Source organism: Citrobacter sp. Cf072, assembly GCF_030334485.1.
GTDB classification, from domain to species: domain Bacteria; phylum Pseudomonadota; class Gammaproteobacteria; order Enterobacterales; family Enterobacteriaceae; genus Citrobacter; species Citrobacter freundii.
In genome coordinates this window covers 931,246-953,267 of record NZ_JAOWDX010000045.1, presented here as the reverse complement: position 1 = coordinate 953,267, position 22,022 = coordinate 931,246, and the positions used below count along the sequence as shown (strand labels likewise).

The 22,022-nt window shown below is 41.1% G+C and carries 26 protein-coding genes and 1 other RNA gene; 11 read left to right on the top strand and 16 right to left on the bottom strand.

The features are described 5' to 3' along the window. Positions 1-110: 110 nt before the first annotated feature. The 8 genes from OGX66_RS16880 to OGX66_RS16845 all read right to left on the bottom strand — a co-directional run bounded on the left by OGX66_RS16880 (position 111) and on the right by OGX66_RS16845 (position 5,189). Positions 111-2,519 carry a replication endonuclease gene (locus OGX66_RS16880; RefSeq protein ID WP_286511884.1) on the bottom strand — a complete coding sequence of 803 codons (2,409 nt, stop codon included), beginning with the start codon at positions 2,517-2,519 and terminating at the stop codon, positions 111-113. After that, a complete protein-coding gene (locus OGX66_RS16875; RefSeq protein WP_286511882.1) occupies positions 2,510-3,367 on the bottom strand; it encodes a DNA adenine methylase in 858 nt (285 codons plus the stop codon). The genes OGX66_RS16880 and OGX66_RS16875 overlap by 10 nt, the downstream gene beginning before the upstream one ends. Then, positions 3,364-3,591: a TraR/DksA family transcriptional regulator gene (locus tag OGX66_RS16870; protein ID WP_016150819.1), complete on the bottom strand. Its 228-nt coding sequence runs from the start codon at positions 3,589-3,591 to the stop codon at positions 3,364-3,366. Before OGX66_RS16870 ends, OGX66_RS16875 begins: the two co-directional genes overlap by 4 nt. Then, complete coding sequence (locus OGX66_RS16865; protein WP_286511880.1) at positions 3,591-3,824, bottom strand: DUF2732 family protein; 234 nt, start codon at positions 3,822-3,824, stop codon at positions 3,591-3,593. Before OGX66_RS16865 ends, OGX66_RS16870 begins: the two co-directional genes overlap by 1 nt. A gap of 67 nt (positions 3,825-3,891) precedes the next feature. Beyond that, on the bottom strand, positions 3,892-4,233 hold the full coding sequence (locus tag OGX66_RS16860; protein ID WP_137378411.1) for a DUF5347 family protein: 342 nt from the start codon (positions 4,231-4,233) through the stop codon (positions 3,892-3,894). Then, positions 4,197-4,397 carry a phage filamentation protein Fil family protein gene (locus OGX66_RS16855; RefSeq protein ID WP_286511877.1) on the bottom strand — a complete coding sequence of 67 codons (201 nt, stop codon included), beginning with the start codon at positions 4,395-4,397 and terminating at the stop codon, positions 4,197-4,199. The genes OGX66_RS16860 and OGX66_RS16855 overlap by 37 nt, the downstream gene beginning before the upstream one ends. Positions 4,398-4,404: 7 nt before the next feature. Beyond that, positions 4,405-4,914, bottom strand: coding sequence for a phage regulatory CII family protein (locus tag OGX66_RS16850; RefSeq protein WP_286511875.1), 510 nt, complete (start codon positions 4,912-4,914; stop codon positions 4,405-4,407). Positions 4,915-4,946: 32 nt separating this feature from the next. Beyond that, entirely contained in the window at positions 4,947-5,189 is a 243-nt protein-coding gene (locus tag OGX66_RS16845; RefSeq protein ID WP_000102106.1) for a Rha family transcriptional regulator, read from the bottom strand. A 123-nt stretch (positions 5,190-5,312) separates the two neighbouring features. Here OGX66_RS16845 and OGX66_RS16840 point away from each other — a divergent pair, with 123 nt between their 5' ends. The 5 genes from OGX66_RS16840 (at position 5,313) to OGX66_RS16825 (ending at position 9,555) form a co-directional block, all read left to right on the top strand. Continuing rightward, positions 5,313-5,942 (top strand): phage repressor protein CI, encoded by a 630-nt coding sequence (locus tag OGX66_RS16840; RefSeq protein WP_286511873.1) that lies wholly within the window; start codon positions 5,313-5,315, stop codon positions 5,940-5,942. Positions 5,943-5,945: 3 nt separating this feature from the next. Continuing rightward, entirely contained in the window at positions 5,946-6,965 is a 1,020-nt protein-coding gene (locus OGX66_RS16835; RefSeq protein ID WP_286511871.1) for a site-specific integrase, read from the top strand. Positions 6,966-6,967: 2 nt separating this feature from the next. After that, positions 6,968-7,999: a hypothetical protein gene (locus OGX66_RS16830; RefSeq protein ID WP_286511869.1), complete on the top strand. Its 1,032-nt coding sequence runs from the start codon at positions 6,968-6,970 to the stop codon at positions 7,997-7,999. Further along, positions 7,984-8,160, top strand: a transfer-messenger RNA (tmRNA) gene (gene ssrA / locus OGX66_RS24625). Before OGX66_RS16830 ends, ssrA begins: the two co-directional genes overlap by 16 nt. A gap of 165 nt (positions 8,161-8,325) precedes the next feature. Beyond that, a complete protein-coding gene (locus OGX66_RS16825; protein WP_286511867.1) occupies positions 8,326-9,555 on the top strand; it encodes an integrase domain-containing protein in 1,230 nt (409 codons plus the stop codon). Positions 9,556-10,115: 560 nt separating this feature from the next. On the opposite strand, the gene OGX66_RS16820 is transcribed toward OGX66_RS16825, so the two are convergent. From OGX66_RS16820 to OGX66_RS16795, 6 genes are all read right to left on the bottom strand, one after another. After that, positions 10,116-10,652: a hypothetical protein gene (locus OGX66_RS16820; RefSeq protein WP_124791568.1), complete on the bottom strand. Its 537-nt coding sequence runs from the start codon at positions 10,650-10,652 to the stop codon at positions 10,116-10,118. A 425-nt stretch (positions 10,653-11,077) separates the two neighbouring features. After that, a complete protein-coding gene (locus OGX66_RS16815; RefSeq protein WP_286511864.1) occupies positions 11,078-13,273 on the bottom strand; it encodes an AAA family ATPase in 2,196 nt (731 codons plus the stop codon). 1,359 nt (positions 13,274-14,632) lie between these two features. Further along, positions 14,633-15,613, bottom strand: a complete 981-nt coding sequence (locus OGX66_RS16810) for a hypothetical protein (protein ID WP_286511862.1) — start codon at positions 15,611-15,613, stop codon at positions 14,633-14,635. A gap of 184 nt (positions 15,614-15,797) precedes the next feature. Then, on the bottom strand, positions 15,798-16,496 hold the full coding sequence (locus tag OGX66_RS16805; RefSeq protein WP_105744345.1) for a hypothetical protein: 699 nt from the start codon (positions 16,494-16,496) through the stop codon (positions 15,798-15,800). A gap of 2 nt (positions 16,497-16,498) precedes the next feature. Then, the gene (locus tag OGX66_RS16800) at positions 16,499-16,756 is read right to left on the bottom strand and encodes a hypothetical protein (protein ID WP_105744343.1); all 258 of its coding nucleotides are present in this window, start codon (positions 16,754-16,756) and stop codon (positions 16,499-16,501) included. Positions 16,757-17,187: 431 nt separating this feature from the next. Beyond that, the gene (locus OGX66_RS16795; RefSeq protein WP_286511857.1) at positions 17,188-17,325 is read right to left on the bottom strand and encodes a hypothetical protein; all 138 of its coding nucleotides are present in this window, start codon (positions 17,323-17,325) and stop codon (positions 17,188-17,190) included. A 260-nt stretch (positions 17,326-17,585) separates the two neighbouring features. Between OGX66_RS16795 and OGX66_RS16790 the strand changes: the two genes are divergently transcribed. The 6 genes from OGX66_RS16790 (at position 17,586) to OGX66_RS16765 (ending at position 20,991) form a co-directional block, all read left to right on the top strand. Then, positions 17,586-17,807 (top strand): hypothetical protein, encoded by a 222-nt coding sequence (locus OGX66_RS16790; RefSeq protein ID WP_158700101.1) that lies wholly within the window; start codon positions 17,586-17,588, stop codon positions 17,805-17,807. 338 nt (positions 17,808-18,145) lie between these two features. Beyond that, positions 18,146-18,544, top strand: coding sequence for a hypothetical protein (locus OGX66_RS16785; RefSeq protein WP_286511952.1), 399 nt, complete (start codon positions 18,146-18,148; stop codon positions 18,542-18,544). Beyond that, positions 18,513-19,739 (top strand): relaxase/mobilization nuclease domain-containing protein, encoded by a 1,227-nt coding sequence (locus tag OGX66_RS16780; protein ID WP_286511853.1) that lies wholly within the window; start codon positions 18,513-18,515, stop codon positions 19,737-19,739. The genes OGX66_RS16785 and OGX66_RS16780 overlap by 32 nt, the downstream gene beginning before the upstream one ends. A gap of 223 nt (positions 19,740-19,962) precedes the next feature. Next, positions 19,963-20,241 (top strand): hypothetical protein, encoded by a 279-nt coding sequence (locus OGX66_RS16775; RefSeq protein ID WP_080845154.1) that lies wholly within the window; start codon positions 19,963-19,965, stop codon positions 20,239-20,241. 29 nt (positions 20,242-20,270) lie between these two features. Next, positions 20,271-20,657 carry an SEN1984 family lipoprotein gene (locus tag OGX66_RS16770; protein WP_080845153.1) on the top strand — a complete coding sequence of 129 codons (387 nt, stop codon included), beginning with the start codon at positions 20,271-20,273 and terminating at the stop codon, positions 20,655-20,657. Positions 20,658-20,676: 19 nt separating this feature from the next. Continuing rightward, positions 20,677-20,991 carry a cell wall-binding protein gene (locus OGX66_RS16765; RefSeq protein WP_080845151.1) on the top strand — a complete coding sequence of 105 codons (315 nt, stop codon included), beginning with the start codon at positions 20,677-20,679 and terminating at the stop codon, positions 20,989-20,991. Between the two features lie 51 nt (positions 20,992-21,042). On the opposite strand, the gene OGX66_RS16760 is transcribed toward OGX66_RS16765, so the two are convergent. Together OGX66_RS16760 and OGX66_RS16755 are read right to left on the bottom strand one after the other, a co-directional pair. Beyond that, a complete protein-coding gene (locus tag OGX66_RS16760; RefSeq protein ID WP_102601109.1) occupies positions 21,043-21,468 on the bottom strand; it encodes a hypothetical protein in 426 nt (141 codons plus the stop codon). 146 nt (positions 21,469-21,614) lie between these two features. Continuing rightward, positions 21,615-22,013, bottom strand: a complete 399-nt coding sequence (locus OGX66_RS16755) for a hypothetical protein (protein ID WP_102601108.1) — start codon at positions 22,011-22,013, stop codon at positions 21,615-21,617. Between the last annotated feature and the right edge of the window lie 9 nt (positions 22,014-22,022).

The following is a 22,022-nucleotide window of genomic DNA, read 5'->3' as shown; positions in this document are numbered from 1 at the left end:
CTGTTTATATAAACAGTATAGTAGGAAAGAAAAAATGTAAAACTCTTTTTTGTCAGTTAATTGGATGTACTGATGTCGGTCAATAAAGCACGAAATGTTAAACAGCAGCCTTAGTACCATTGACGCCATTTGTCATCTTCCTGCAGCCTCTGGTTACGGTAAAAAATACGTAAACCGGCACCGGATGGAATGCTGCCACCACGCAGAAGCAAATCAATCTCAGATGCACTACCTTCAAACCCTCTGGCAGTCAGTTCTGCCTCAAGCTGCAGGCGCTGCTGCTCCGAAATACTCTGTATGTATGCTTTTTTCCGCTTCGGTTTTACCAGTCTCAACCTGGCTGTCAGCTCCCGCCGTTCCTTCTGGCCCATGTTGTGGAGATATTCCTGCAGCTCCTTCTCATCCATGGTTTTAATATCGGGTAAATCACCCCCTGATTTGTTCAGATTTTCAACAGGGGGACAGTTATTGCCACGAGTCCAAGGGGCGCAAGCGCCCTTGTCGGCTGCCGCCTCCTGAACGTCAACGGCCTTACGAACCTTTTTCCACTTCATCGCGTGCGTGCAAATCTTGCCCTCTACAATCGGGGACCAGATACCATAGATACGGATACCGTGATCGCCGTAGGCGCTCGGTTCGTCGTTAAGCTCATAAGCCGTGCGGACAAGGTGATGTTTGCGGGGAACCAGTACACCGCCCTGCTTCATAATGTAGGTGGCAAAGCAGCCCGCATCAGCCGCCGCCAGTACCGCATCCAGACGTGGATTATCCAGTACCGGCGCACCCGCTTTGCGTTCGCCCTGTACTCTCGCCGCCTGACCTGCCAGCAAGCGCAACTCGCGGTATGCCTGACGCCCAGGAATACCAAAGAAACGAAATTGCTGGACACGGTGCAGTGACGCCCAGGCGCTGACATGCTCGGCGCTGTCACGCAGTGATCTACCGGTTTCTTTGCTGATTTCTTTAGCCAGCCCACGCCCGTCGATGTTCTTACTGATGTATTTGGCGATATAGCTGGTCGGCGTTCCCTTGCGCGGATTGATTAGCTCGGACTTGAAGCGCGGCCCGGTATTGGTGCCCAGCTCCTCGCGGTCTTCACGGATGGCAAACTTACGCAGCAGTGCGGTGATGGAACGGCGGTCTTTTTTGCGCATGAAGCACAGAAGATGCCAGTGCACGGTGCCGTCATGGTGCGGCTCTGCAACGCGAACGCCATACCAGCGCAACCCGGCCTTGTGCATTGCCTTGCGGAAAGCGGCGAACGTATCAACCAGGTAGTCACTGCTCTGCCGGACAGTGGCACTGGTCCACTTCGGATTAGGTCTGCCGTTGTTGAGGGTTGCGTGGAAGCGTGACGGGCAGGTGATGGTATAAAACACCGCGCAGTCTCCGCGCATTTCCGCGATCAGCTCCAGTCCCTTAACACAGGCCATCATTTCATTACGGCGGTGTGCCGGGTTGCTGTTGCTGGCGTTCACCACGTCTTCCATGTCCAGCGTGTCGCCGTCTTCGTTGACCAGCTCATGCGAGCGGAAGAACTCCAGCGATTTGCGGCGCTGCTCGCGTTTATGGATCACCGCTTCATAGCTGACATACGGGGACGCTTTCTTGTTGACCAGGCAGACGGCACGCAGCTGCTCCTCCCGCCACTCGCAGCGCATCTGCCACAATTTGCGATACCACCAGTCCGCACACAGCATGCGCGCCAGCGACGGTGGGATCAGTTCATAAGGCACCGGCTTGCGGCGACGCTTTTTGCGGCGCAACTTCTCAAAGGCAGGCGGGATGACCTCAAGGCGCATGGCTTCTGCAGCAACCCTTTCCCATGCCTGGCGGATTTCTTCTGGTTTAACATCGTCACTGACAAACAGATCACCGCAGGTCGCATCAAGACACATGCTCATATGTGCCGCAACCAGCGTGGAAAGGCGCTTGACCTGCTCCTGATTCATTTCAGGCAGTACCAGCAGCCCGTCCAGCCCGTCTTGGCTCGCCATGAACCGGAAAGACGCAGACACCTGGCTGTCACGTACACGCTCCAGCCGCTCAAGACAAGGCCTGATTGTTTCGCGCAGATAGCGGGAATAAGCTTTAGCCCTGCCCAGGCTATGGAAGTATTTAATCCGCTCCAGCAGAGGCTTGCTGATATGGGCAGGCATGGCGCTTACATCGGCAATAATCACCAAATCTGGATTAACGCGCTGCTGTTCGCGGGCCATTTTGGCATGGCTAATCAGCCGATCCTGCTCAATTTCACGCTGGACAGGATCACGGGATTCATTAAAGAAATAGCGTTCCCAAACCTCATCACTCAACGCCTCATGGCGCAGATACTCCTGCTCGTTATCCGCAGCATACAGAGTGATGAGGTTTGAAAGCGCAGACTCCGGCGCAACTTCCGCCGGGTCCAGATACGGGTTAACCGCTTGTTTTGGGGTATTCCATGGAAAGGCCACGGCGGCCTCATTCGAGCCGCCGGTGGTTTGTGCATGATGTAATGTGAATTTACTCACTGCCACGCCCGCACCTCAGCTTCCACCGAGATATCAGGACCAGATGCCAAATCAACACCAAACCAGCATGCTGATTTTGTGGCGATGATTTCTACTGCAGTTTTACTATCACCGGCAGCCACGCCCATGCTGCGCTTAGCGGTTATACGATGGCGAGTAAAATCACGATAAAGCGAACGGGTCAGAGACGTATCGCTGTTGGACACGATAATCGGATGACCTTCTGATGACCGGCGTTCAAGAATAGACGCCAGATGGTACTGATCATCCTCTGTAAAACCAGCGGTGTGATATCCGTTAAACGTGCCGTCATATGGTGGATCGCAATAAACCACATCACCCGTTTGCAGCAGTGCCAGTGTCTCGTCATAGCTGGCGCAGATAAACGTTGCGCGTTTTGCTTTTTCTGCAAATGCGCGTATTTCGTTTTCAGGGAAGTACGGCTTTTTATAATTACCGTAAGGAACATTAAAATAACCGTCCAAATTATAGCGACACAGTCCGCGATAACCATGGCGATTTAAATATAAGAAATACAATGCGCGTTCAATTGCGCCACCATGGCGCAAGTTAAACTCCTGTCTCGTCTTATAATATGCCTCTGGATCATTACGGGCTTCAAAAAGATATCTGCCCTCATTGATGAAGTATTCAACATCATTCTTAATCACCTGATAGAGATTAATCAGGTCTGGATTAATATCCGCGACAAGATAATGAGGATAGTCTGTCGCCATCATTACAGCGCAGGAACCCGCGAAAGGTTCAACCAGTCGCGGGCCAGCAGGAAGGTGCTTAATCAGTTCCGGCATGATGGCGGTTTTATTTCCCGCCCATTTCAGGATAGTGCTCATACAGCACCCCCTACGTAATGTTTGCCTTTCAGCTCCGCAATCTCCTGACAAGTGACACAGCACTGCACGCCCGGAATGGCTCGGCGACGTGCTGGCGGGATCGGTGCATCGCAATCAATGCAGAGCACACGGGAAACGCCCGGTGTTCTGTTGCGGGCGGTGTGGATGTGGCGCTGACGTTCTTCTTCAACGCGTTGCTGTACAAGGTCCATTGAATCAGCCATCAGTGGATCTCCTGCGCTTCGTTCTGAATGTTTTCAGCCGCAATACGCAACAGCTCCGCCGCTTCAACGTGGTTAAGCTGACGTGACGTGATATGGCAAGCTAGGCTCTCAAGACGGGCTGCCATTGCCGCGGCACGTGCCCGGCGTTCTTCCATGCGTGCATCCGTCAGCATCTGGTTAAGGCCAGCATCATCTGGTCCTGTTTTGGTGATACGGGTTTCAATATTTCGCATTGTTGTTTCTCCTGAATTTGGGCAATAAGAAGCCCGGCGGGTTTACGCCTTTAATTTCGGTTGTTGGTTAATTCGGCATGGCTAGCCGATTTGGAAATAAACTCACCACTGTACGGAAATGGTTCATTGCTTTAATCAGCTCCCGCTTTTCGTCAGTCGTCAGCCCACTAACATTGACGCTATGACGTTCCGCCGGAATCTTTGCCATAAAGAATATTGCGGCTAGTGCGCGTTTATTCTGCTCATGGTTAATATCCCGTTGGTCCCGCATATCGCTAATAAAGCGCTCCAGTTCTGAATCAATATTTAAGCCAAACACTTTCGCCCTTAATTCCGCGATGTGGTTTAACCCATTAAGGCGGAGGCCAGCGCTTAGCGGAACAGTCGCAGCATCGCCTTCAATAGCCATGGTTTCCCCTGCTTTTTAGTCGACAGTTCTTCCAGCAGCGCATCCTGAGAGCGGCATGGATGCCAGCGCTTGCCATCCTTCCCCATAATCCAGCCATGACCGCAGTGCATTGCATGACTTTGCTTAACGAGCAGTGATGCAAAAGATGGTTCTTTAGTCAGCATAGCCACCTCAGATCAGACCGAACGAAGCGCCTAGGCCCGTCACAGTATCTACCGCGCTTGCCATCGCCGGATTAGCCTGCAAACGCGCATGCAATGAAACTGCAGTGAGTGCCATAAGGCGCGTAACAGAGTTGATGCTATTGATCACATCGCGGCGGCCTGCACTGGTTTTCACATCACCGGATACTGCGCTTGCAGCTACACGCCCAATCTCCGCAGTTGCACTCATGACGTAATGTGGCAGATTCTCTTTTGCCACTTCATTCAATGGCACGCACGGCAGGCAATGGATTTGAGCCAGAAAACCATCAACCAGCGTTGAGTCTTCTGTGATATCAGTCAGCAGCCAGATCTCCGGCGGCGTAAGTTGATGCGGTTGCTCCGGGTTCAGCTTATTGCGCAGCGTCTGGACATTCATTCCTGCACGTTCTGCCAGCTTCACCATGTTGTGACGCAGTGCGAAAGCCCGGCAGGCTTCGTCAAAGTGTGGATGTTTGGAAACGCGATAATCAAACATGCAAGCCCCTTAGAAAGTTCTCATAATCGAACTTACTGACCAACAATGACGCGAAAGTTGGAATGACCGAGGGATTCACGAACCTGGTCGGTTTTGTACATCAGGTAACGCAGGCTTACGCGACCTTTGTTTTTTTCTTTCTTGACCATGTACTTAGCAAGCTGACCATGGTGAATTTTCTGGTAAACAGAGCCACGGGAGATACCTTCCCATTCAGCGAACTCTGCAGGCGTAGCCATCTCTTTTGGTACACGAATTGAAATATCTGTGCTCATAGTGCAGTATCTCTTGGTTTTAGTGCGTTTTATGATGTTTAACCCCAACTTCTAAACTCTCACATTAGAAGTTGAACACAAAAATACGATCCCATTATTGGATTGTCAAATGGAGAGTTCATCTTGAAGATCAATACAGGTGCAAATACGGGAGGAAGGGAGACCATCAAAAGGCTGATGACCGCCTATGGTTTCAACACTCAAATAGCGTTAGTTGACCATCTCGAAGCATCAAAAAGTACCATGGCAAACAGGATGTTACGTGATAGCTTTCCCGCTGACTGGGTTATTCAATGTGCCCTTGAAACAGGTATTTCTCTGCTTTGGCTGACAACGGGCCAAGGGGAAATGTATCCCCAAACAGAAGAAAAAAATAAGTTCAAAAACGAGAGTTCACCTACAGTTCGCCCCCTTTCAAAGATTGTTATCCCATCAGTACGGCAGGCAACCATTGAGAACGGAACGCTCGAAGAGCTGGAAGATGTTTTCCTTGATCAGAGTTTGATACCCGGAAAAGCCGAATACTGTTTGTACGTCAAAGCTAACGACGGCAATTACATCGTTGACACATCAGCAAAACAGCTTAGTAACGGAATTTGGCTCATAGACATCGACGGTATGAAAAACATCGTCAAAATTGCGCGTATACCCGGAAACAAAATAGTAGTTCACCAAGATGACACTTCATTTGAATGTTCTGTAGATGATGTGGAAGTCGTAGGACGAGCAGTCAAAGTAATCAAGAGCCTCTAACTTATGACTATTAGAAAACAGCCAAACGGAAAATGGTTGTGCGAGTGCTACCCGAACGGGCGCGACGGTAAGCGCGTGCGCAAACAATTTGCGACGAAAGGCGAGGCCGTAGCATTCGAAAACTTCACCATGGATGAAGTAAACAAAAAACCTTGGCTGGGTGAGAAGGAAGATCGGCGGCACTTGTCAGAAGTAATTGAGCAATGGCACTCACTCTACGGGCAGACACTTGCAGATCCCAAACGCCTGATGGCGAAACTTAAAATTATCTGTAATGGGCTGGGCGATCCCATCGCCTCAGAGCTGACAGCCGGTGACTTTACGAAGTACCGTGAAGCACGCTTAAAAGGTGAAGTGCGAAATGAGGATGGCGCGTTTATGTCACCAGTTAAGCCCCGCACGGTCAACCTTGAACAACGCAACCTATCATCGGTTTTCGGCACATTGAAAAAGCTGGGGCACTGGTCAGCGCCCAATCCGCTCGCCGGGCTTCCAACATTTAAGATCGCAGAAGGTGAACTGGCATTCTTGGCACCGGAAGAAATTAAACGCCTGTTGGACGCCTGCGCCGATTCAGAAAATCCCAGCCTGCTCATGATTGCAAAAATCTGCTTAGCTACCGGCGCCCGCTGGAGTGAAGCCGAAAACCTGCAGGGCCATCAGTTATCTAAATACCGAATCACCTATACCAAAACCAAAGGCAAGAAAAACCGTACCGTTCCGATATCTCAGGATCTGTATAACGAACTCCCCAAGAACAGAGGAAAGTTATTCACGCCATGCAGAAAAGCTTTTGAGCGTGCAGTAAAACGAGCCGGTTTAGACCTGCCTGAAGGCCAGTGCACACACGTGTTGCGCCATACATTCGCCAGTCACTTCATGATGAATGGCGGAAACATATTAGTACTACGCGATATTCTTGGTCACTCTGATATAAAAATGACGATGGTTTATGCTCATTTTTCGCCAGACCATTTAGAAGATGCTGTAACAAAAAATCCACTGGCTATGTTGGGACACTGATAATGGAAAAAAGCATTAGCACACTTATGTACCTATCCGTTTTATTAGGTTGTATATTCTTATTTATAAAATATCGACTTTATGTTCTCGATCATAGAAGCTTGTTCCAACAACCCTTGTTCTGGGCTGCAATAGGCCTACCTTTATTCACCAGCCTATACTTTGGTTCTTTTGTCTGGATAGATAAAATACACTCTTTTAGTCTTACAAGTCACGGTTATGAGAGATTTTTAGATATCTCGAAATTACCATTACTCATCCTTGCATCTGCAGTACCTTTAGTTTCAATAGTAAACAACCTGCACAGAACCAAACAAACAGAAAAACAGATCTCAGAGGCAGAAAGAAAAAACAGAGTAGATTTATATTACAACCACATGAAATTTCATCTTGATTTATATAAGAAAATTGAAGGGAAAAGAATAGGCAGCTACTACCCAGTTCAGGAAGCTCAAGCCGAAGCAATCTACCAACACTCTATAAAACATCCACAAGAACTATATAGAAAAGCATACCCACAATCTACGCCTGATGACTCTCAACAATTAGATATTAATGAGCAATTTGTTATTGATTTACACAAATATTGGGTAGAAATCAACGCAAGACTTAAACAATTATCCGAGAGTGAAAATCAAATACATCCTACAGAGGAACTTTGCACGACAAAGATGAGAATATTTGTAGGAGTTATGATTATTTATGAAAAAACTTGTAAGCTTTTATGTTTAGGTGGATTTCATTATAAAAAGTCATTTGTAATAAATGATAGTTATAATAAATACCAAGTTTATTCACCATTTTATGATTTTGGCACTCTGTACGAATCACTGCAATCCTTAGAAGAGATAACTTACGCCTTCTTGGATACTTGCAGAAATGAAGTGGTAAACTTGTACTTCCCTATAGAAGATAAAATTTTGATATATGGTGAAGGGATTCTAGAGAATTGGTTCAGGTATTCTCAGTTCTTGATCACTTCAGCTTATCAACCCGCCAGGATGTCTCGCTTACCCCAGCTGAGACGCGATTGATGATGGCGACATTTTGGCGGCAGAGCATTAAAAATAGATAAAACGGTCAAACACCATATAACACTAATCCATTGTTTTTAAACACAAATCATTGTTTTCGCTGTAACAAAAATGGTATGTAGGAATTTCGGACGCGGGTTCAACTCCCGCCAGCTCCACCACTTTTTAGTTGTTTGAAGTACAATGAAGTCTACTAAGCCCGCACAGCACAAGCTCTGCGGGCTTTTTCATGTCTATTGTCGTCCAGTGAGAATTGCTGAGAACTATCACTTATGGCACCCTGAATGGGACCCACAACGAAGGGTCCAAAAACCGAGGGTCCCAAAATGGCAAAAATCGCTAAGAAGCTCACTGACACTGAAATCAAAAGCACCAAGCCAGCCGACAAAGAAATCAACTTGTTTGACGGTGATGGTTTGATCCTACGAATCGCCCCCCTCTCGAAAGGAGGGAAGAAGAATTGGTATTTCAGGTATGCAGTGCCGGTGACCAAAAAGCGAACTAAGGTGAGCTTAGGAACATATCCTCACCTTACACTGGCAAGAGCCAGAGCCCTACGAGATGAATACCTTTCCTTGCTTGCCAATGGCATTGATCCTCAAATCCATAACAACGATAAAGCTAATGCCTTAAAGAATGCTACTGAACACACTCTCCAAGCCGTGGCAAGGAAATGGTTAGATGAGAAGGTAAAGACATCAGGTATCTCACAAGACCATGCAAAAGATATCTGGCGAAGCCTGGAGAGAAATATCTTTCCCGGCTTGGGTAATGTTCCTATCAATGAGATCCGACCTAAACTCTTAAAGCAACATCTTGACCCTATTGAGCAACGAGGAGTCCTCGAAACTTTACGGCGAATCATTTCCCGATTAAATGAAATTTTCCGTTATGCAGCAACTGAGGAACTTATCGAATTTAATCCGGCTGACAACCTGGGGCAACGGTTCAGTAAGCCTAAAAAACAGAATATGCCAGCATTACCCCCTTCCGAACTCCCCCGCTTCCTGGTTGCTCTAAACAATGCTTCTATCCGTTTAGAAACAAGGCTACTGATTGAGTGGCAACTTCTCACATGGGTTCGCCCTGGTGAAGCTGTTCGCACAAGATGGTCAGATATTGATATAGAAACCGGCATGTGGAACATACCATCCGATTTTATGAAAATGAAGAAGCCACATAAGGTCCCATTAAGTAAAGAAGCTTTGCGAGTATTGGATTCAATGAAAGCCATCAGTGGGCACAGAGAGTGGGTTTTCCCCAGTATCAAAGCTCCACTCAATCATATGCATGAACAAACAGCGAATGCGGCCATAATCCGTATGGGCTTTGGTGGAGAGCTTGTAGCCCATGGAATGAGATCTATTGCACGAACGGCCGCAGAGGAGTCGGGAAAGTTCAGGACAGATGTCTTAGAAGCGGCACTTGCCCACTCGAAAAAAGATGAAATAATTGCCGCATATAATCGCGCGGAGTATCTCGCAGAACGAGTAGTTCTCATGCAGTGGTGGAGTGACTATGTTCAGGCTCAAAAGCTAAAAGCTATTGCCGCCTAAATCGTCCCACCATTTATGTCATAACGGAGGTAAAAAATATGGAAACACTATTTAAGATTTTCGAAAGAATAAGTTCCAGACCACTTTATTTTATATTTTTAGGATTATCGCTATGCGAGTTTTTTCAAAATAAATCTGCATTACAAAATCCCACCGCTGAAAATATTGCAACATTACTGGCTGCAATGACAATAGGAGTATTCATAACCTAGGGATTTGAATGGCTAATTTTTAAGTTCAACGCAAATCTGGAACCGTATGATCAAGGCGATATAGCTCCAACAATTGGAACGGCCGCATTAGCAGTATACTTAGTTTATGCTTTGCATTTTCTGGGTAGGAATCCCGAAGCATTAAATTTAAAATTATTAATAAATTCTGGCTTTATATACAGCACAACTTTATTATTATTTTCTTTTGAAAGCATGAAACTTAGGAGGTTAAAACAAAAATAAAAAAACCATCAATATTGGTTAGCAGTTCCCCCTCCCAAAAAAATAATTAATTAAATAATACAAATTTTAAAAAAGGGAAGGTTTCCCCCTCCCTTAATTTATTATTTACTTAACTCTTTTGAGAGAGATGCCTGAATTCGGACCTGGAGGAACACCTAAGGCACTATCTACACCAGGATTTGAACGCAAATCATTCAAAACTGCCTGAGCGGATAATTGCTTACCAATGATAGCTACCGATTCTGGTCGAGGGTTAGTAGATGCTCTGGCCCGATATACTTCCACAATGCTACCGCCTTCTGAAACAACGGCTGCACATAATCCCCTTGCATAGAGTCTGCTGAATTCTCCTTCAGCTAAGGTTTGGGCTGCTGTTATTGGCACTCGTGCCTGCATCAACTCAGTGCTTTTCGGTTTCCTTTTTGTATAAAATTGTGCAAGCAGTCCTCTGGTTCGGATCTCATTCTCCAACCATGCATCATCGTATTTAACTGCTTCTTCTAACAATGCAGGCCATAAGGATTTACCATATTCTGATAAATAATTACTATAGTAAAAATTGTTATGTTCCTTATCATACTGAATTTCTAATGTCATATGCAGTCTTGTCTTATCATCTAAATCTAAAAAATTCAGGGACATACCTTTCTCCAAATTGATTTATCTGTTTGTTATAAAACAACTACACTTAGCTCAATAAAAATTTTTTTACTATGATCCAAATCACTTTTTTAACCTTTAAGTGAGGCTTTCTCTAATATATTTTCAGCTAAATAAGTAATAGCGATCAAAAAATTGTTGATTGATTTTACAAGAAAACCCTTTAATATGTCCCTGCCACTGAGGCACTCTTTCCTGCTGACAGACTCCCATAGTATGCTTGCTTTGCACATGGGGTGTGAAGGCTATCAGTAGTTTACTGAGAAGAGATGGAGTAAAGGCCATGTTACGTGAAAAAGTAGTGTTGGTTCGCCAATACGACCGCTTCCGCAATGGGCAATGGGAGACAGTGTGTCAACATCTGCGCTCCCTACCCCGCAGCTAATTCAGAGCTGCCTCAGTGGTAACTAAGCTACTTCGTCTATCTCAATACCTAACATCTTATTGAAATGTTGTTCATCCTTAGTCTTCTTAAATATCCCTTCAAACATCTCTAAATATTTATTGGCAGATATTTGCCCTAAGTAACTTATATTAATGGAATCTGAATGTGATCCCCTGTTAATGTAACGATAGAAAGTTTTATAATTAATGTCTTTTTCAGAACTAACTAATTTATCAAGTTCTTCGCTAAGTTTTTCCATTTTACAAGAGAATGAGAAATAATATTCAAGGATGTTTCTCATGATGTTCGGCAAAACAACTGAACTAATTTTACCTTGTTTAACATCTTTCAAGATCATCCAAAGCGCTTCATATTCATTCTTTATATCATCACGACCAATTGTTAATACATCGCTATACTGATCTTTAATCACCCTATATAGCTGGTATTTTTTTTCAAAGTGTTCTTTCTTACTTGGAGCAACTTTAATTAGTTCTTGGAAGAAAAATAAATTATGAGTAAGAACAACTAACTTATTATTTTCAATTTTTCTAACTATACGATGATGAATGAGTGAAGATATTTCATATATATAATCATGCGATAAGCTTGAAATAGGATCATCAATGACAATTAATTTTTCTTTATTACTTTCATTATCGTCATCTAACCGTCCATCACATAACTCAAGAAAATACAAAAATGTAATTAATGTTTTCTCACCTTCACTAAGAGTTCTATAAATATTACTGACAACCCCATTATCCCTACATATTTGGAAAAAATTTGTATCTGCATTTTTTTTAATTTTGAAATGCGAGATTCCGAGCGAAGTTAACGTATGATTAATTTTCTCAACAGTTTCATCTATATTGGAAGTTTGTTTTTTTAGATCTATCGATGATGCATTTAACACTTCTATTTCATTTTGGATTTTATCTTTCCTTGAGATAATATCTTCTCTCTCTAAACTTAGCTCTTTAATTTGTTTGTTTTGAGAGTCAATGAGGTCATTACAGATATTTCGTAGAGATTTCCAAACACAGGACTTAAGTTCATCTATACTATTATCATAATTCTCTACCTTTGTGTTTATGGTATTAATCTCATCATTATATTGCTTCATTTTTTCAACAAGAATATTAGCACTCGGATTATCATTTATAACCTCGACATTCAAAGATGGCTTATCTATTTTTTCTTGTATAAATCTTAAGTTAGCCTCAAAGATAAGATTAGCCTGTTCAAGTCCCTCGTTGAACTCATCCTTATCGGTGATATAACTGGACGACATTACAGTAGATTGTATGCCACCAGTAAACTCATCAATCATTTTTTTATAAGAAGATTGCAATTCTTTTAATCTTAAGATCATTTTGTCATAAGCATCATCAAATATTTTTCTCACTTCTTCCCTGAATGAATCATCAATAGTATTTTTTTGACAAAACGGGCATTTGTCATCATCTATATATGATAATCCAGTCCTTATCCAATCTGAATTTCCAAGCCTATCAATGACCATTGACAGATAACTATTTCCTGAAGGTATCAATGATGTAGATAACATACCCACTTGATCATCTGAAAAATATGGAAGTGCTGGAATGATCAATGATTGATAAGATACATTTTTATTTGATTTTAATTTTATATAATCAGAAATTAAATTTGCGGTATCTATTTCTTCCATTTCTACCTGTTGACTAAGACGCTGGAAGAGGCTTGTTTTTTGCAAGTAGCCAGCCATTAAATCTCCTAACCCACCGTCTTTCTTTCTGATATGTGAAGTTTTATCCCATACTTTCGTTTGGTATTCGCTTACAACTTTTTGTATCATCTTATCTTTTTTTTCGAGATCACTATCGATACGGATAATATCTTTTTTTAGTTTAGACAATTCTTTTTCATTAAGAGCAAGAGCTTCCATTACCTCTTTATTTTCTTGACTTAAAGTGAATATTCCAGGTTGTTCTGATTTGTTATAGAATGAATCCTCTACGAACTGGCTATTGTAGACAATATACCTGTATTTATCTGTATCACTAAAAGAGCAACTACCATATGCTTCATCCTCAGGTTTATAAAAATATCCTGATATTGTTGATTTACCCGAACCATTCTGTCCATATACTAAGTTTATTCTTTTCGTTAGATCTATTTCAATATTTTTCTCGTCACTATAACTTTTTACTGACCTTATTTTCAGAACGCTCATAAAATGACCTCTAAGAATTTAGTAAGAATAAAAATCAGTAATTATTATTCCTCTCCAAAAAAACAAAAAAAAATACTATGTTGTTATGTAATTACCGAGGTATGGGATATATCATATATAATATGGGGATGCTTGGACCATGCCAGTTTAGAGGAAAACTTTTGGTCTTGTAAAAGCTTGTCTCTCAACATAATATCCTTCAGCAATAATGATCATTGAAATAATTTTCAATAAAACAGATTTATCTCATTGACTAATAATACAACAACTCTTGCGTTTTGGCATCTTTTATGCGATACAAAAGGAAAGGCAGTATTGCGTTTAAAAGGGGATACAGATGCAAGCTTACACTTTAAAAGAACATAAGGACTCAGGAGAGCTTCACCTTTTCGAGGGAAGCATGACTAAAGATTCTTCACCTCGTAAATGTAATTCCTCTTTGAAATCCATATGCAAAAAAATGGATAATACAGAAAGCAAAGGAAACCTTTTCACATGTGCTACTGAGCAGGAAGCGAGGGGAAAAATTGCTGAAATTGGACGAAAAGTTTGTGGGACGTGTGTAAGTCATTTATATGAATCATATTAAAAGGTGCTAAACATGTCTTCTAAAAAAATGAATCCTATTACATTTCTATCTTCAATTGTTGCCTTTTCTTGTATTGCGTACCCTAATATCGCAGCACATAAATATTCTTGGTGGCTTATAGTGCTCGGAGTTTTTCTTTTCACCCTAGTATGTGGAGCACATACCGGGACAATTGTATACGACAACCTAATATCCAGAAAGAAATACAATAACTTTGCTGCAAGATTATCAATCCAACTAGGAATAGCCGTTATTATCTCTTTAATTGGATTTATTATTTTTCACAATCTTTATCAATAGTTTCATTATTTTCCGTTACTTTATAATATACCAAAAATGGCCATATTAAAGACATAATAACACCGACAGAAATAAATATAACTTTCAAGACTTCATCACTAATCATAAATGTTCTCCTATTCATCCTTGTACTTTAATAGCGCATCATATAATTATGTCAATAGTTTCATTTCAATAACCCACAAAAATAATAAAGCAAGGGCTAACTCAGAGAAGCTCCGCTTCTCTGAGTTGCCTTGCTTTTTCTGCTCTATGATTGAAAAAGAAAAATTCTCTGCCTAATCTTCATGCACACACGGAGTAGACCCGGTCAAGTAATACATTGTGAGTACTGCTCTGTTATGAGAGATGAGTAAATATTAGACCTTTTGTCGTTGACTATATACTCATCTGAAATTTGAAGATTAAAATTACTTTAGCTATCAAGGTTCTGAAATGTCGTTGAAAAGCATTTTTACTTACGAAAATTTTTAGACATTATAAGAGCTAAATGCCCCGTTGCCATCGGTTTCACCATAGCGTATATATCCAGTATCAAATATCGTTTTTTCAAAATCTGTTTGATCTATATTAAATCCATGCTGGGCAATGGATCTGATGTCATTCATGTTATTCATTTTAGTAAAGTTAGAATTTATTATAAATTTATTTTCCCCAACCAACTCTATTCCTAATAGGAAGTGTGGGAACAGCGCACCTTTAACAGCAATTTCATTCTGTTCCGGATACAATCCTTTCGGTAAATAAGCGGGAAGTCCCGTCGCATAAATTATTTTTGCATGGTGTTCAATTTCCCATGGACCGATAGCATAATCCTGGAATGGTGCAGGAATAAAGTAATGAAAGATCACCTTTTCCTTCTTTGTGCGCTCAGAAAATTGCAATGCAATGGATTTATCTTTTGATGTTGAGACCAGCATTGTTTCCTTGCGAATACCGGGAGAACCTGCGACATGAAGAAAGTACAAATAATAATCGCGGACATTAACTTTTGTTTTATCGGTATAACAAGTATTACTTTTTCTCAAGAAATCAATATCAGAGCCTGATCTCAGAAAATATTTCCGGAATCTATCATCTGTACATTTTTCGACTCTGGTCGATAGCTTGGGTTCTTTAAGAATATTACAGATTCGAGCATGAATAAACGCGAAGGTTTGCTCTGAATGATCGTTGAGATCGGTAAGATAATTACGCCCCGGTGTAAATACATCGACCGAAAAATGCCTAGCTTTGTCACCGAAGTAAAAAGCACGCTCATAAGTTTCGTTTTCTTTGTTAGTGGGAGTTTTTTTTAACAAGCGTTTTTTTATATTATGCAGTTCTTCTCCTCGATAAAGCAGCAGCACCTCCCCGTGCTCATTAAGGTTACGAAGATGGTATTCTAAATCTATAAATTTCTCTTTTACGCTCTCTGTCACAGGTTTTAATTCGCTATCCACATAATCCATCGCTGATACTCCTGAAAAAAAGACTTGCAGTTCTTAGCTGATTTTTCGGCGACTAAAACTATTGATATTCACATACGCTAGAAATTCGATTTATTAGAAGGCTTAAAAGTAAAGGGAGGGCTAGTCTAGGCTCTCCCTAGGTAGTTCTTGATATAAGTAGACACTCCTATCTTATAAGAAAATATCAACTCATAATTATAGCCGGGGGGTTAAAGAACCAAAAAATTAATATAAGTGCAATTGCTCCCCCTGCCTTCACGTATCCATTTATATTTACTTTTAACCACCCAGGTATGCAGGAGCCAACGGCTGCACAAGACAATGCAAAAACTCCCCTTATTATAAAAAATTGCGTAGGACTTGGGTTTTTTATTATCATCGCCATAATCAAAGATATGATCATGAGGAAAATGCCTACCCCAACTGGGAGGTAAACATCCATCTTATTTTTATCTTCAGCCTCTTCCACGTCAAACCCCTTTGTAGGCAATTTTGCGGCTAAAAAATCAGCTCTTAGCTTGTCGCTAACATTTTTCGTACTATACTTTTTTACCATTCTCTGCATGTTTGAACATGCGTGATCAGTTGGTTTGCTGTACGCACCATCAATCAAATCATTATGGAATTCTAAAAACTTTATATGCTTTAAATATGATCCTAGAATCACCTCGCAGGACTCAGCTAAATCTGTAACCCACAAGCCATCATTGTGTTTACCATCAATTTTACTCTGAGAAACAGCTTTCTCTGCTTTGTTAAAGTATTTTGCTCCTTTTCGCATGCATGATATAAGGCTATCTTTATTTTGGTTTTTATTAAAAGCAGAGATTGCATCCATATAATCATCTTTGCTTTTAGATAATAACTCTTCTAAGTCATCCATTTTTAACTTTTCTTCATTGCTGATGTTAAAAGTGCATTAAGATCGCTATTGTCAACACTACTTGTAACCATAACCCTAATTGAACCACAAATACGCATAACAATGCTTTGTAGTTCAGAAGAGCTTACCCTCTCACCTGCCTTTATCTTTCTGTCTATGGCATTGCGAATCATATCTAACTGAGCATCAGTAGGATTCCATGCCTTATCAACGATATTCGCATAATCACGTAAAAACTCTTTGAATTGGCTGTTAGTCATTAAGTTATATCCTCATTAAACTAAAACTGTAGATCAAAGGTCGGTATCAGGATTCTTACAGATTTTTGCGCTATGCAACCGATATAAGATAAGAGCCTTTATCGGGTTCTTTTTTGCAATGAGCACAGAATCTGTCATGATTCACCGCACTATAAGCCAGTATACACAGTCGGTCGCGGAGAACACACCGCCAGAAAGTGTAGTAGTTGCCAAAATTTGGCCTCGGCATGAGAACTTCTAGACTTAAGTAGAACTCCGTCTTTGGCACAAACCCTACGCGGATGGTAGAAGAGAAACATACAAATCATTATTCAATCAGCACGTTTATGTGCAGAATTGCATTGTTCTTTTGTTCCAAGCAGATAGTATCCTCCATAAGGTGGCGGAGAAGTTCCGCCAGTACAATCGTTCATTCCTGACTGGCCATTTCTTCACGGAAGACAATCACCACCATTCGAGTTGGTCGAGGTACCAGCATCGCCCTTACCACCAACATCACCCTGTCCGGCGTAGCTGTAATCAGAAATGGTCACCGTAGCAAGTAAAACAATGCTCAATAGCTTACTCATAATGATCGACTCCTTATCCTCACAGTTGGATAGTTATTAACCATCTCCTTTACTCATCCATTTTAGAACAGTTCTTTCTGCCTTTGCATTGATAAAAAAAGCCCAACACAAAGTCAACATCTTATTAGCATTATATAATTATTAATAAGGCATAACACTTTTGCGATCTATATCACAATAGTGTTTTAAAATATATTCATAAATACTGATGTTTCGCCCTATGCGAGAAAACAAACAAATTTAACTTAAGGGTTACATAAATGGCTAAAAAAGTTGATATCGTCAAGGTCAAAAATCCTTCTGGATGGACACCAGGCATACACCATGCAGTTGAAGAAGAAAAAACAGAGAAACTTCTTTATGAGTGCGATACACAGCAGCAAGCAATTGCCTGGGCAAAAAATAAAGAATATGAGATAAACATTCATAGAGAAAGAAATAGAAAACCTACAGATAAACATGGTCGATTTAGGGATCAATAAATTTTATTATTTGATATATAGACTACTGGGAAATATTAGGTTTTCCGTAGATTTAATAGCATCATATGGTTTTATTTAGTGATTAGAGGCTTGAATGAGGGAAGGTACTTACAAGACTTCCCTCTATTAAGAGAGCCTATTTCCCAATTCTTTCATCAACCACCTACTATCAATATTTTATTCACTCCTTAGCATTATCCCATTAACAATAAATACCGACATAATATTGACAAAGAATTGAAATAATAATAATTTTATAATTGAACATTCAATTCCAGATATGAAAAGGAGTTCATATGGAAAAACAACTATCGGTGCAACGCATTCCCAAAAACAATATGCCTGTAATAAAGCAATCTTCAAAACTGCCTGACCTAATAACACAAACTCTTAGAACGCATTGTGTTAGTGTCCGTCTTAATAACTCGGAACTTCAATTACTCAACACAAAACGAGGTTCTACATCTAAAGGCGAATGGTTACGTATGGCTTCCTTGCAGAAGCTCCCCATGAATGTACCTCCTGTAAACATCGAAACATGGAAGACTCTGGGTGAGATCAATCAGAAGCTAAACCGTATCGCTCTTCATATCGATAGTAAGAGTAAAGATAGCCAGCTTACTCATACAGAGCTTTTCGCTGTGAAGCGACAATTGGAAGAGCTTCGCCAGCACCTGCTAAATGCTGACATATGGAGCAAACCCTATGAAGGGTATGCGGAAGATCAAGAGGGGTAAGAACTTTGCTGGTGTGGTCCAATATGCATTGAAGCCAGGTTCACATCATAAAAGTGATCCAATCGTCATTGGCGGGAACATGTTAGGTGATTCAGCCTGTGAACTGATCGCAGAATTCGATAGCACCAAGCATCTTCGCCAGGATGTCGCAAAACCAGTTTGGCACAACTCGCTACGATTGCCTGATGGAGAAACATTATCAAATGACCAATGGGTAACCATAGCTGACGACTACATGAAGAGGATAGGGTTCAGTGATACTCATCTCCGTTGCTATGTGCTTCATGACGACGATGGCCAGCATATACACATCATTGCCAGCAGGATCGACATGGCCGGTGGGAAGCTCTACTTGGGTAGGAACGAAAATCTTATAAGCACACGGATCATTAGTGAACTCGAAATCGCTCACGGTCTGACAGTGACCAAGGCAGCACCTTCCATTACACCAAAGCAACAGAAGCGAATAAAAGTTTCCCGTAATGAACAGATGCTTTCAGAACGGACTGGCCTTCCCTCCCCTAAAGAAGCTCTACAACAAATACTTGATAAAAGTTTGACTGATAAACCTGACCTTTTAACTTTGATCAAGAGGCTGGAAGAAGCAGAAGTCGGCTGGACGGCTAACATTGCCTCTACCGGTAAGATGAACGGCTTCTCATTCGAATACCGCGATATAGCTTTCAAGGCTTCACAGTTAGGCAAGGGTTACTCTTGGGCAAATCTTCAAAAGCAACTTAACTACAACCCCGACCACTTAGAATTTCTGCGAAAGGGTATACAGACGAAGGAAGCTCTTCCTGTTCCTGTTCCTGTTCCTGTTCCTGCTCCTGCTCCTGCTCCTGCTCCTGCTCCTGCTCCTGCTCCTGCTCCTGCTCCTGCTCCTGCTCCTGCTCCTGCTCCTGCAACAGTTTTGAAAACCGCTGAGAGAAAGGAAAGTATCGGTAAAAAAATTGCAGAACTGGAACTACGGCTCAGAGAAGACAAACGGAACGAAATCGTAGAAAAGATTCTTCAAAAGAATGCAGTCAAACAGCAAAAGCATCTCAGGCTCACCGGCTGGATTCCCTTTTTACAACGGCTCATAGAGCTTCTCAGAAAATATGGAAGGAGCATCCTCCACAAGGTTCCTACAAACTTCTCAGAAGTCTATTCAACACATCATCTGAAACCCGAAAGAAAAATTCGTTTATAGACAGCTAGTTGTAAACACCTTTCGTAACCACACTCCATTCTCTAGTAATAAATTTGTGTTTAGTCAAGAAATTATTGATCGTTATTACAGATCGATAAACCATTTATGATAGCCTTTACCTATCATGATTCAAACATCGATCGGTACAAGTGATTTTACTTTAGCCAGCCAGCCATCGAGAATCCCTACAAACACGCAGTAAATCTTCCACCCTGGGGTTGCTATGAAAAACGAAACAATTAAGTGCCCGTTCTGCTTTCAGGAGAGTCCGTTTGGTGTCCGTGTCTGCACTGGCTGTCATTCAACTATTAGATATGGAGCCGTTTCAGCCTGGTTAGCTTTACTAATAGGAATTGTGCTGTTAGCGATTGCTTTTCTTATATTCGCTATCAGTCAAAATTTTATATTAACTGTCGTTATCTATTTTGCGTCAGCAATTTCTTTAAAATTTTATTTACGTAAAAAATTTGCACACAGAGCCGTTTTTACACATAAAAGCTAACCCTGTCCAAATATAATAAGGAAGATAAAATGAATAAATTTATTATTACATCCTTTTTTATTGCAATATTTTCAATTTCTGGCTGTTCTACATCCGGCAACCAAAAAATCAAAAATGAAACGGCACAGAGTCTACAATCAAAAATAATTAAAAACAAAACAACTAAGGCAGAGCTACTTGCTCAACTTGGTGAGCCTGACACCAGAACGACTCTTGACGATGGCAACGAGCAATGGAGATATTTCATGTATAACAATCAGTTCAATGCCTCGACTTTTATCCCTGTTGTCGGTTTGCTAACTGGCGGTTCCCAGACTCAGTCTAAAACTCTCGAAATCGACTTCAATGGAGAAACCGTAAGCAAATGGACATTCTCTACTGATAATAACAATACAAAATCTGGCATTCTTAATTAATCGTTTCCTGGACAAGAAAATGAAAACATACTCAATTCTCGCAGTTATCCTTTCTACTTTTCTATTAACAGCCTGTAATTCAGAACCTTCTGAAAAAGATATATTTAATGTTTTTAAAAGTGTTGTAGACAGGTCAAATGCAAGTATGAAAGCTCTGAACTCAAGTATTCCCGAAAAAGATCTTTTAAGAATCGATTATGTGAAGAAAGTAAGTTGCACAGAAGAAGCAAACAATGTTTATAACTGCATTGTCGATGCCTCGATTAGCAATATGAAACAGACAAAGCCTGTTAAGCTTGTGAAAGCTGATGGTGTCTGGAAAGAAGTTCAGTAGTAGTTATATCGAGAAGTCTCTTTTAGCCCCTGCATAGGGGCTTTTTATTGCCTATAATCTGACGGTTCTCACGCGAGCTTCATGGATTAACTCTTTCTCAATTACTTTCATTTCATATTGTGCTCTGACAGTAGCATAGATTTCTTCTGCTTTTTCCTGATTGTTATCTATGTAATTAACAAGCGAGTTTAGCTCTCTAAGAACACCTTGTTTGTTATTTAATCGTTGTAGTAGATTGCTTGTCAGACTTTTGTATACCGAGCTAAACATAGCCATTATGTTATCAATATTACGATTGGATTTGGAATAAATCCTTTTAGGATAGAAATATTTTAAATGGTATCCCACAAAAATTAGGTAAAGTTGATATGAGAAACTTTTATCTCTGGGATGGTATCTTTTTGAGATATACTTATCGACAATAATGATAAGTTGCTCTTCCAGAGTAAAGTCTGGATTGATATTGATTTTGTCCATAAAATGCATCCTTGCAAAAAATAGTTATAGTCATCCTGACTATATATAAACTTATCGAATTTATTTAATTTGTCAATAGACAAAAACTATTAACTCAACATTTAACACATTTATACTAACTTTATCAGATGTACCGATTGCTCAAGTCAATGTCGCTCAATGGTAGGTAGATCTTCATTCAACTGGTGTTCTTCCATTCCATGCTTATAAGCATTATACTGCCACTTCACAAACTGTTCTTTTAAATTTTTATTCTGTTCTTCGAGGTGATGAACTCTTTTCTCAAGATTTGCAATTCTCGCAGCAGCAATCTTCAGATTGGCAGGTTTCCTGACCTCATTATCCGTAGCCCGGATACCTTTCTTTCTGTTCTGATAGGCTTCAACAATATCTTTATTCATGTTCAGAGATTGTCTTGTCGGTTTTTTACCGATTAATGGTTCAACAGCATTACATATTTCATCCCATGTAATTTTGTCATTATCCCAAACAATTATTGTATTTATGATTGTATCTATATCATTTCGGTTAAGATGTTTTGCCATATGCTTCTC

Excerpts from the sequence above, each read along its gene's own strand:
- OGX66_RS16875 (WP_286511882.1), bottom strand. The coding sequence starts at position 3,367 with ATGAGCACTATCCTGAAATGGGCGGGAAATAAAACCGCCATCATGCCG.
- OGX66_RS16870 (WP_016150819.1), bottom strand. The coding sequence starts at position 3,591 with ATGGCTGATTCAATGGACCTTGTACAGCAACGCGTTGAAGAAGAACGT.
- OGX66_RS16865 (WP_286511880.1), bottom strand. The coding sequence starts at position 3,824 with ATGCGAAATATTGAAACCCGTATCACCAAAACAGGACCAGATGATGCT.
- OGX66_RS16860 (WP_137378411.1), bottom strand. The coding sequence starts at position 4,233 with ATGGCTATTGAAGGCGATGCTGCGACTGTTCCGCTAAGCGCTGGCCTC.
- OGX66_RS16855 (WP_286511877.1), bottom strand. The coding sequence starts at position 4,397 with ATGCTGACTAAAGAACCATCTTTTGCATCACTGCTCGTTAAGCAAAGT.
- OGX66_RS16850 (WP_286511875.1), bottom strand. The coding sequence starts at position 4,914 with ATGTTTGATTATCGCGTTTCCAAACATCCACACTTTGACGAAGCCTGC.
- OGX66_RS16845 (WP_000102106.1), bottom strand. The coding sequence starts at position 5,189 with ATGAGCACAGATATTTCAATTCGTGTACCAAAAGAGATGGCTACGCCT.
- OGX66_RS16835 (WP_286511871.1), top strand. The coding sequence starts at position 5,946 with ATGACTATTAGAAAACAGCCAAACGGAAAATGGTTGTGCGAGTGCTAC.
- OGX66_RS16830 (WP_286511869.1), top strand. The coding sequence starts at position 6,968 with ATGGAAAAAAGCATTAGCACACTTATGTACCTATCCGTTTTATTAGGT.
- OGX66_RS16825 (WP_286511867.1), top strand. The coding sequence starts at position 8,326 with ATGGCAAAAATCGCTAAGAAGCTCACTGACACTGAAATCAAAAGCACC.
- OGX66_RS16820 (WP_124791568.1), bottom strand. The coding sequence starts at position 10,652 with ATGTCCCTGAATTTTTTAGATTTAGATGATAAGACAAGACTGCATATG.
- OGX66_RS16815 (WP_286511864.1), bottom strand. The coding sequence starts at position 13,273 with ATGAGCGTTCTGAAAATAAGGTCAGTAAAAAGTTATAGTGACGAGAAA.
- OGX66_RS16810 (WP_286511862.1), bottom strand. The coding sequence starts at position 15,613 with ATGGATTATGTGGATAGCGAATTAAAACCTGTGACAGAGAGCGTAAAA.
- OGX66_RS16805 (WP_105744345.1), bottom strand. The coding sequence starts at position 16,496 with ATGGATGACTTAGAAGAGTTATTATCTAAAAGCAAAGATGATTATATG.
- OGX66_RS16800 (WP_105744343.1), bottom strand. The coding sequence starts at position 16,756 with ATGACTAACAGCCAATTCAAAGAGTTTTTACGTGATTATGCGAATATC.
- OGX66_RS16795 (WP_286511857.1), bottom strand. The coding sequence starts at position 17,325 with ATGAGTAAGCTATTGAGCATTGTTTTACTTGCTACGGTGACCATTTCT.
- OGX66_RS16790 (WP_158700101.1), top strand. The coding sequence starts at position 17,586 with ATGGCTAAAAAAGTTGATATCGTCAAGGTCAAAAATCCTTCTGGATGG.
- OGX66_RS16785 (WP_286511952.1), top strand. The coding sequence starts at position 18,146 with ATGCCTGTAATAAAGCAATCTTCAAAACTGCCTGACCTAATAACACAA.
- OGX66_RS16780 (WP_286511853.1), top strand. The coding sequence starts at position 18,513 with ATGAAGGGTATGCGGAAGATCAAGAGGGGTAAGAACTTTGCTGGTGTG.
- OGX66_RS16775 (WP_080845154.1), top strand. The coding sequence starts at position 19,963 with ATGAAAAACGAAACAATTAAGTGCCCGTTCTGCTTTCAGGAGAGTCCG.
- OGX66_RS16770 (WP_080845153.1), top strand. The coding sequence starts at position 20,271 with ATGAATAAATTTATTATTACATCCTTTTTTATTGCAATATTTTCAATT.
- OGX66_RS16765 (WP_080845151.1), top strand. The coding sequence starts at position 20,677 with ATGAAAACATACTCAATTCTCGCAGTTATCCTTTCTACTTTTCTATTA.
- OGX66_RS16760 (WP_102601109.1), bottom strand. The coding sequence starts at position 21,468 with ATGGACAAAATCAATATCAATCCAGACTTTACTCTGGAAGAGCAACTT.
- OGX66_RS16755 (WP_102601108.1), bottom strand. The coding sequence starts at position 22,013 with ATGGCAAAACATCTTAACCGAAATGATATAGATACAATCATAAATACA.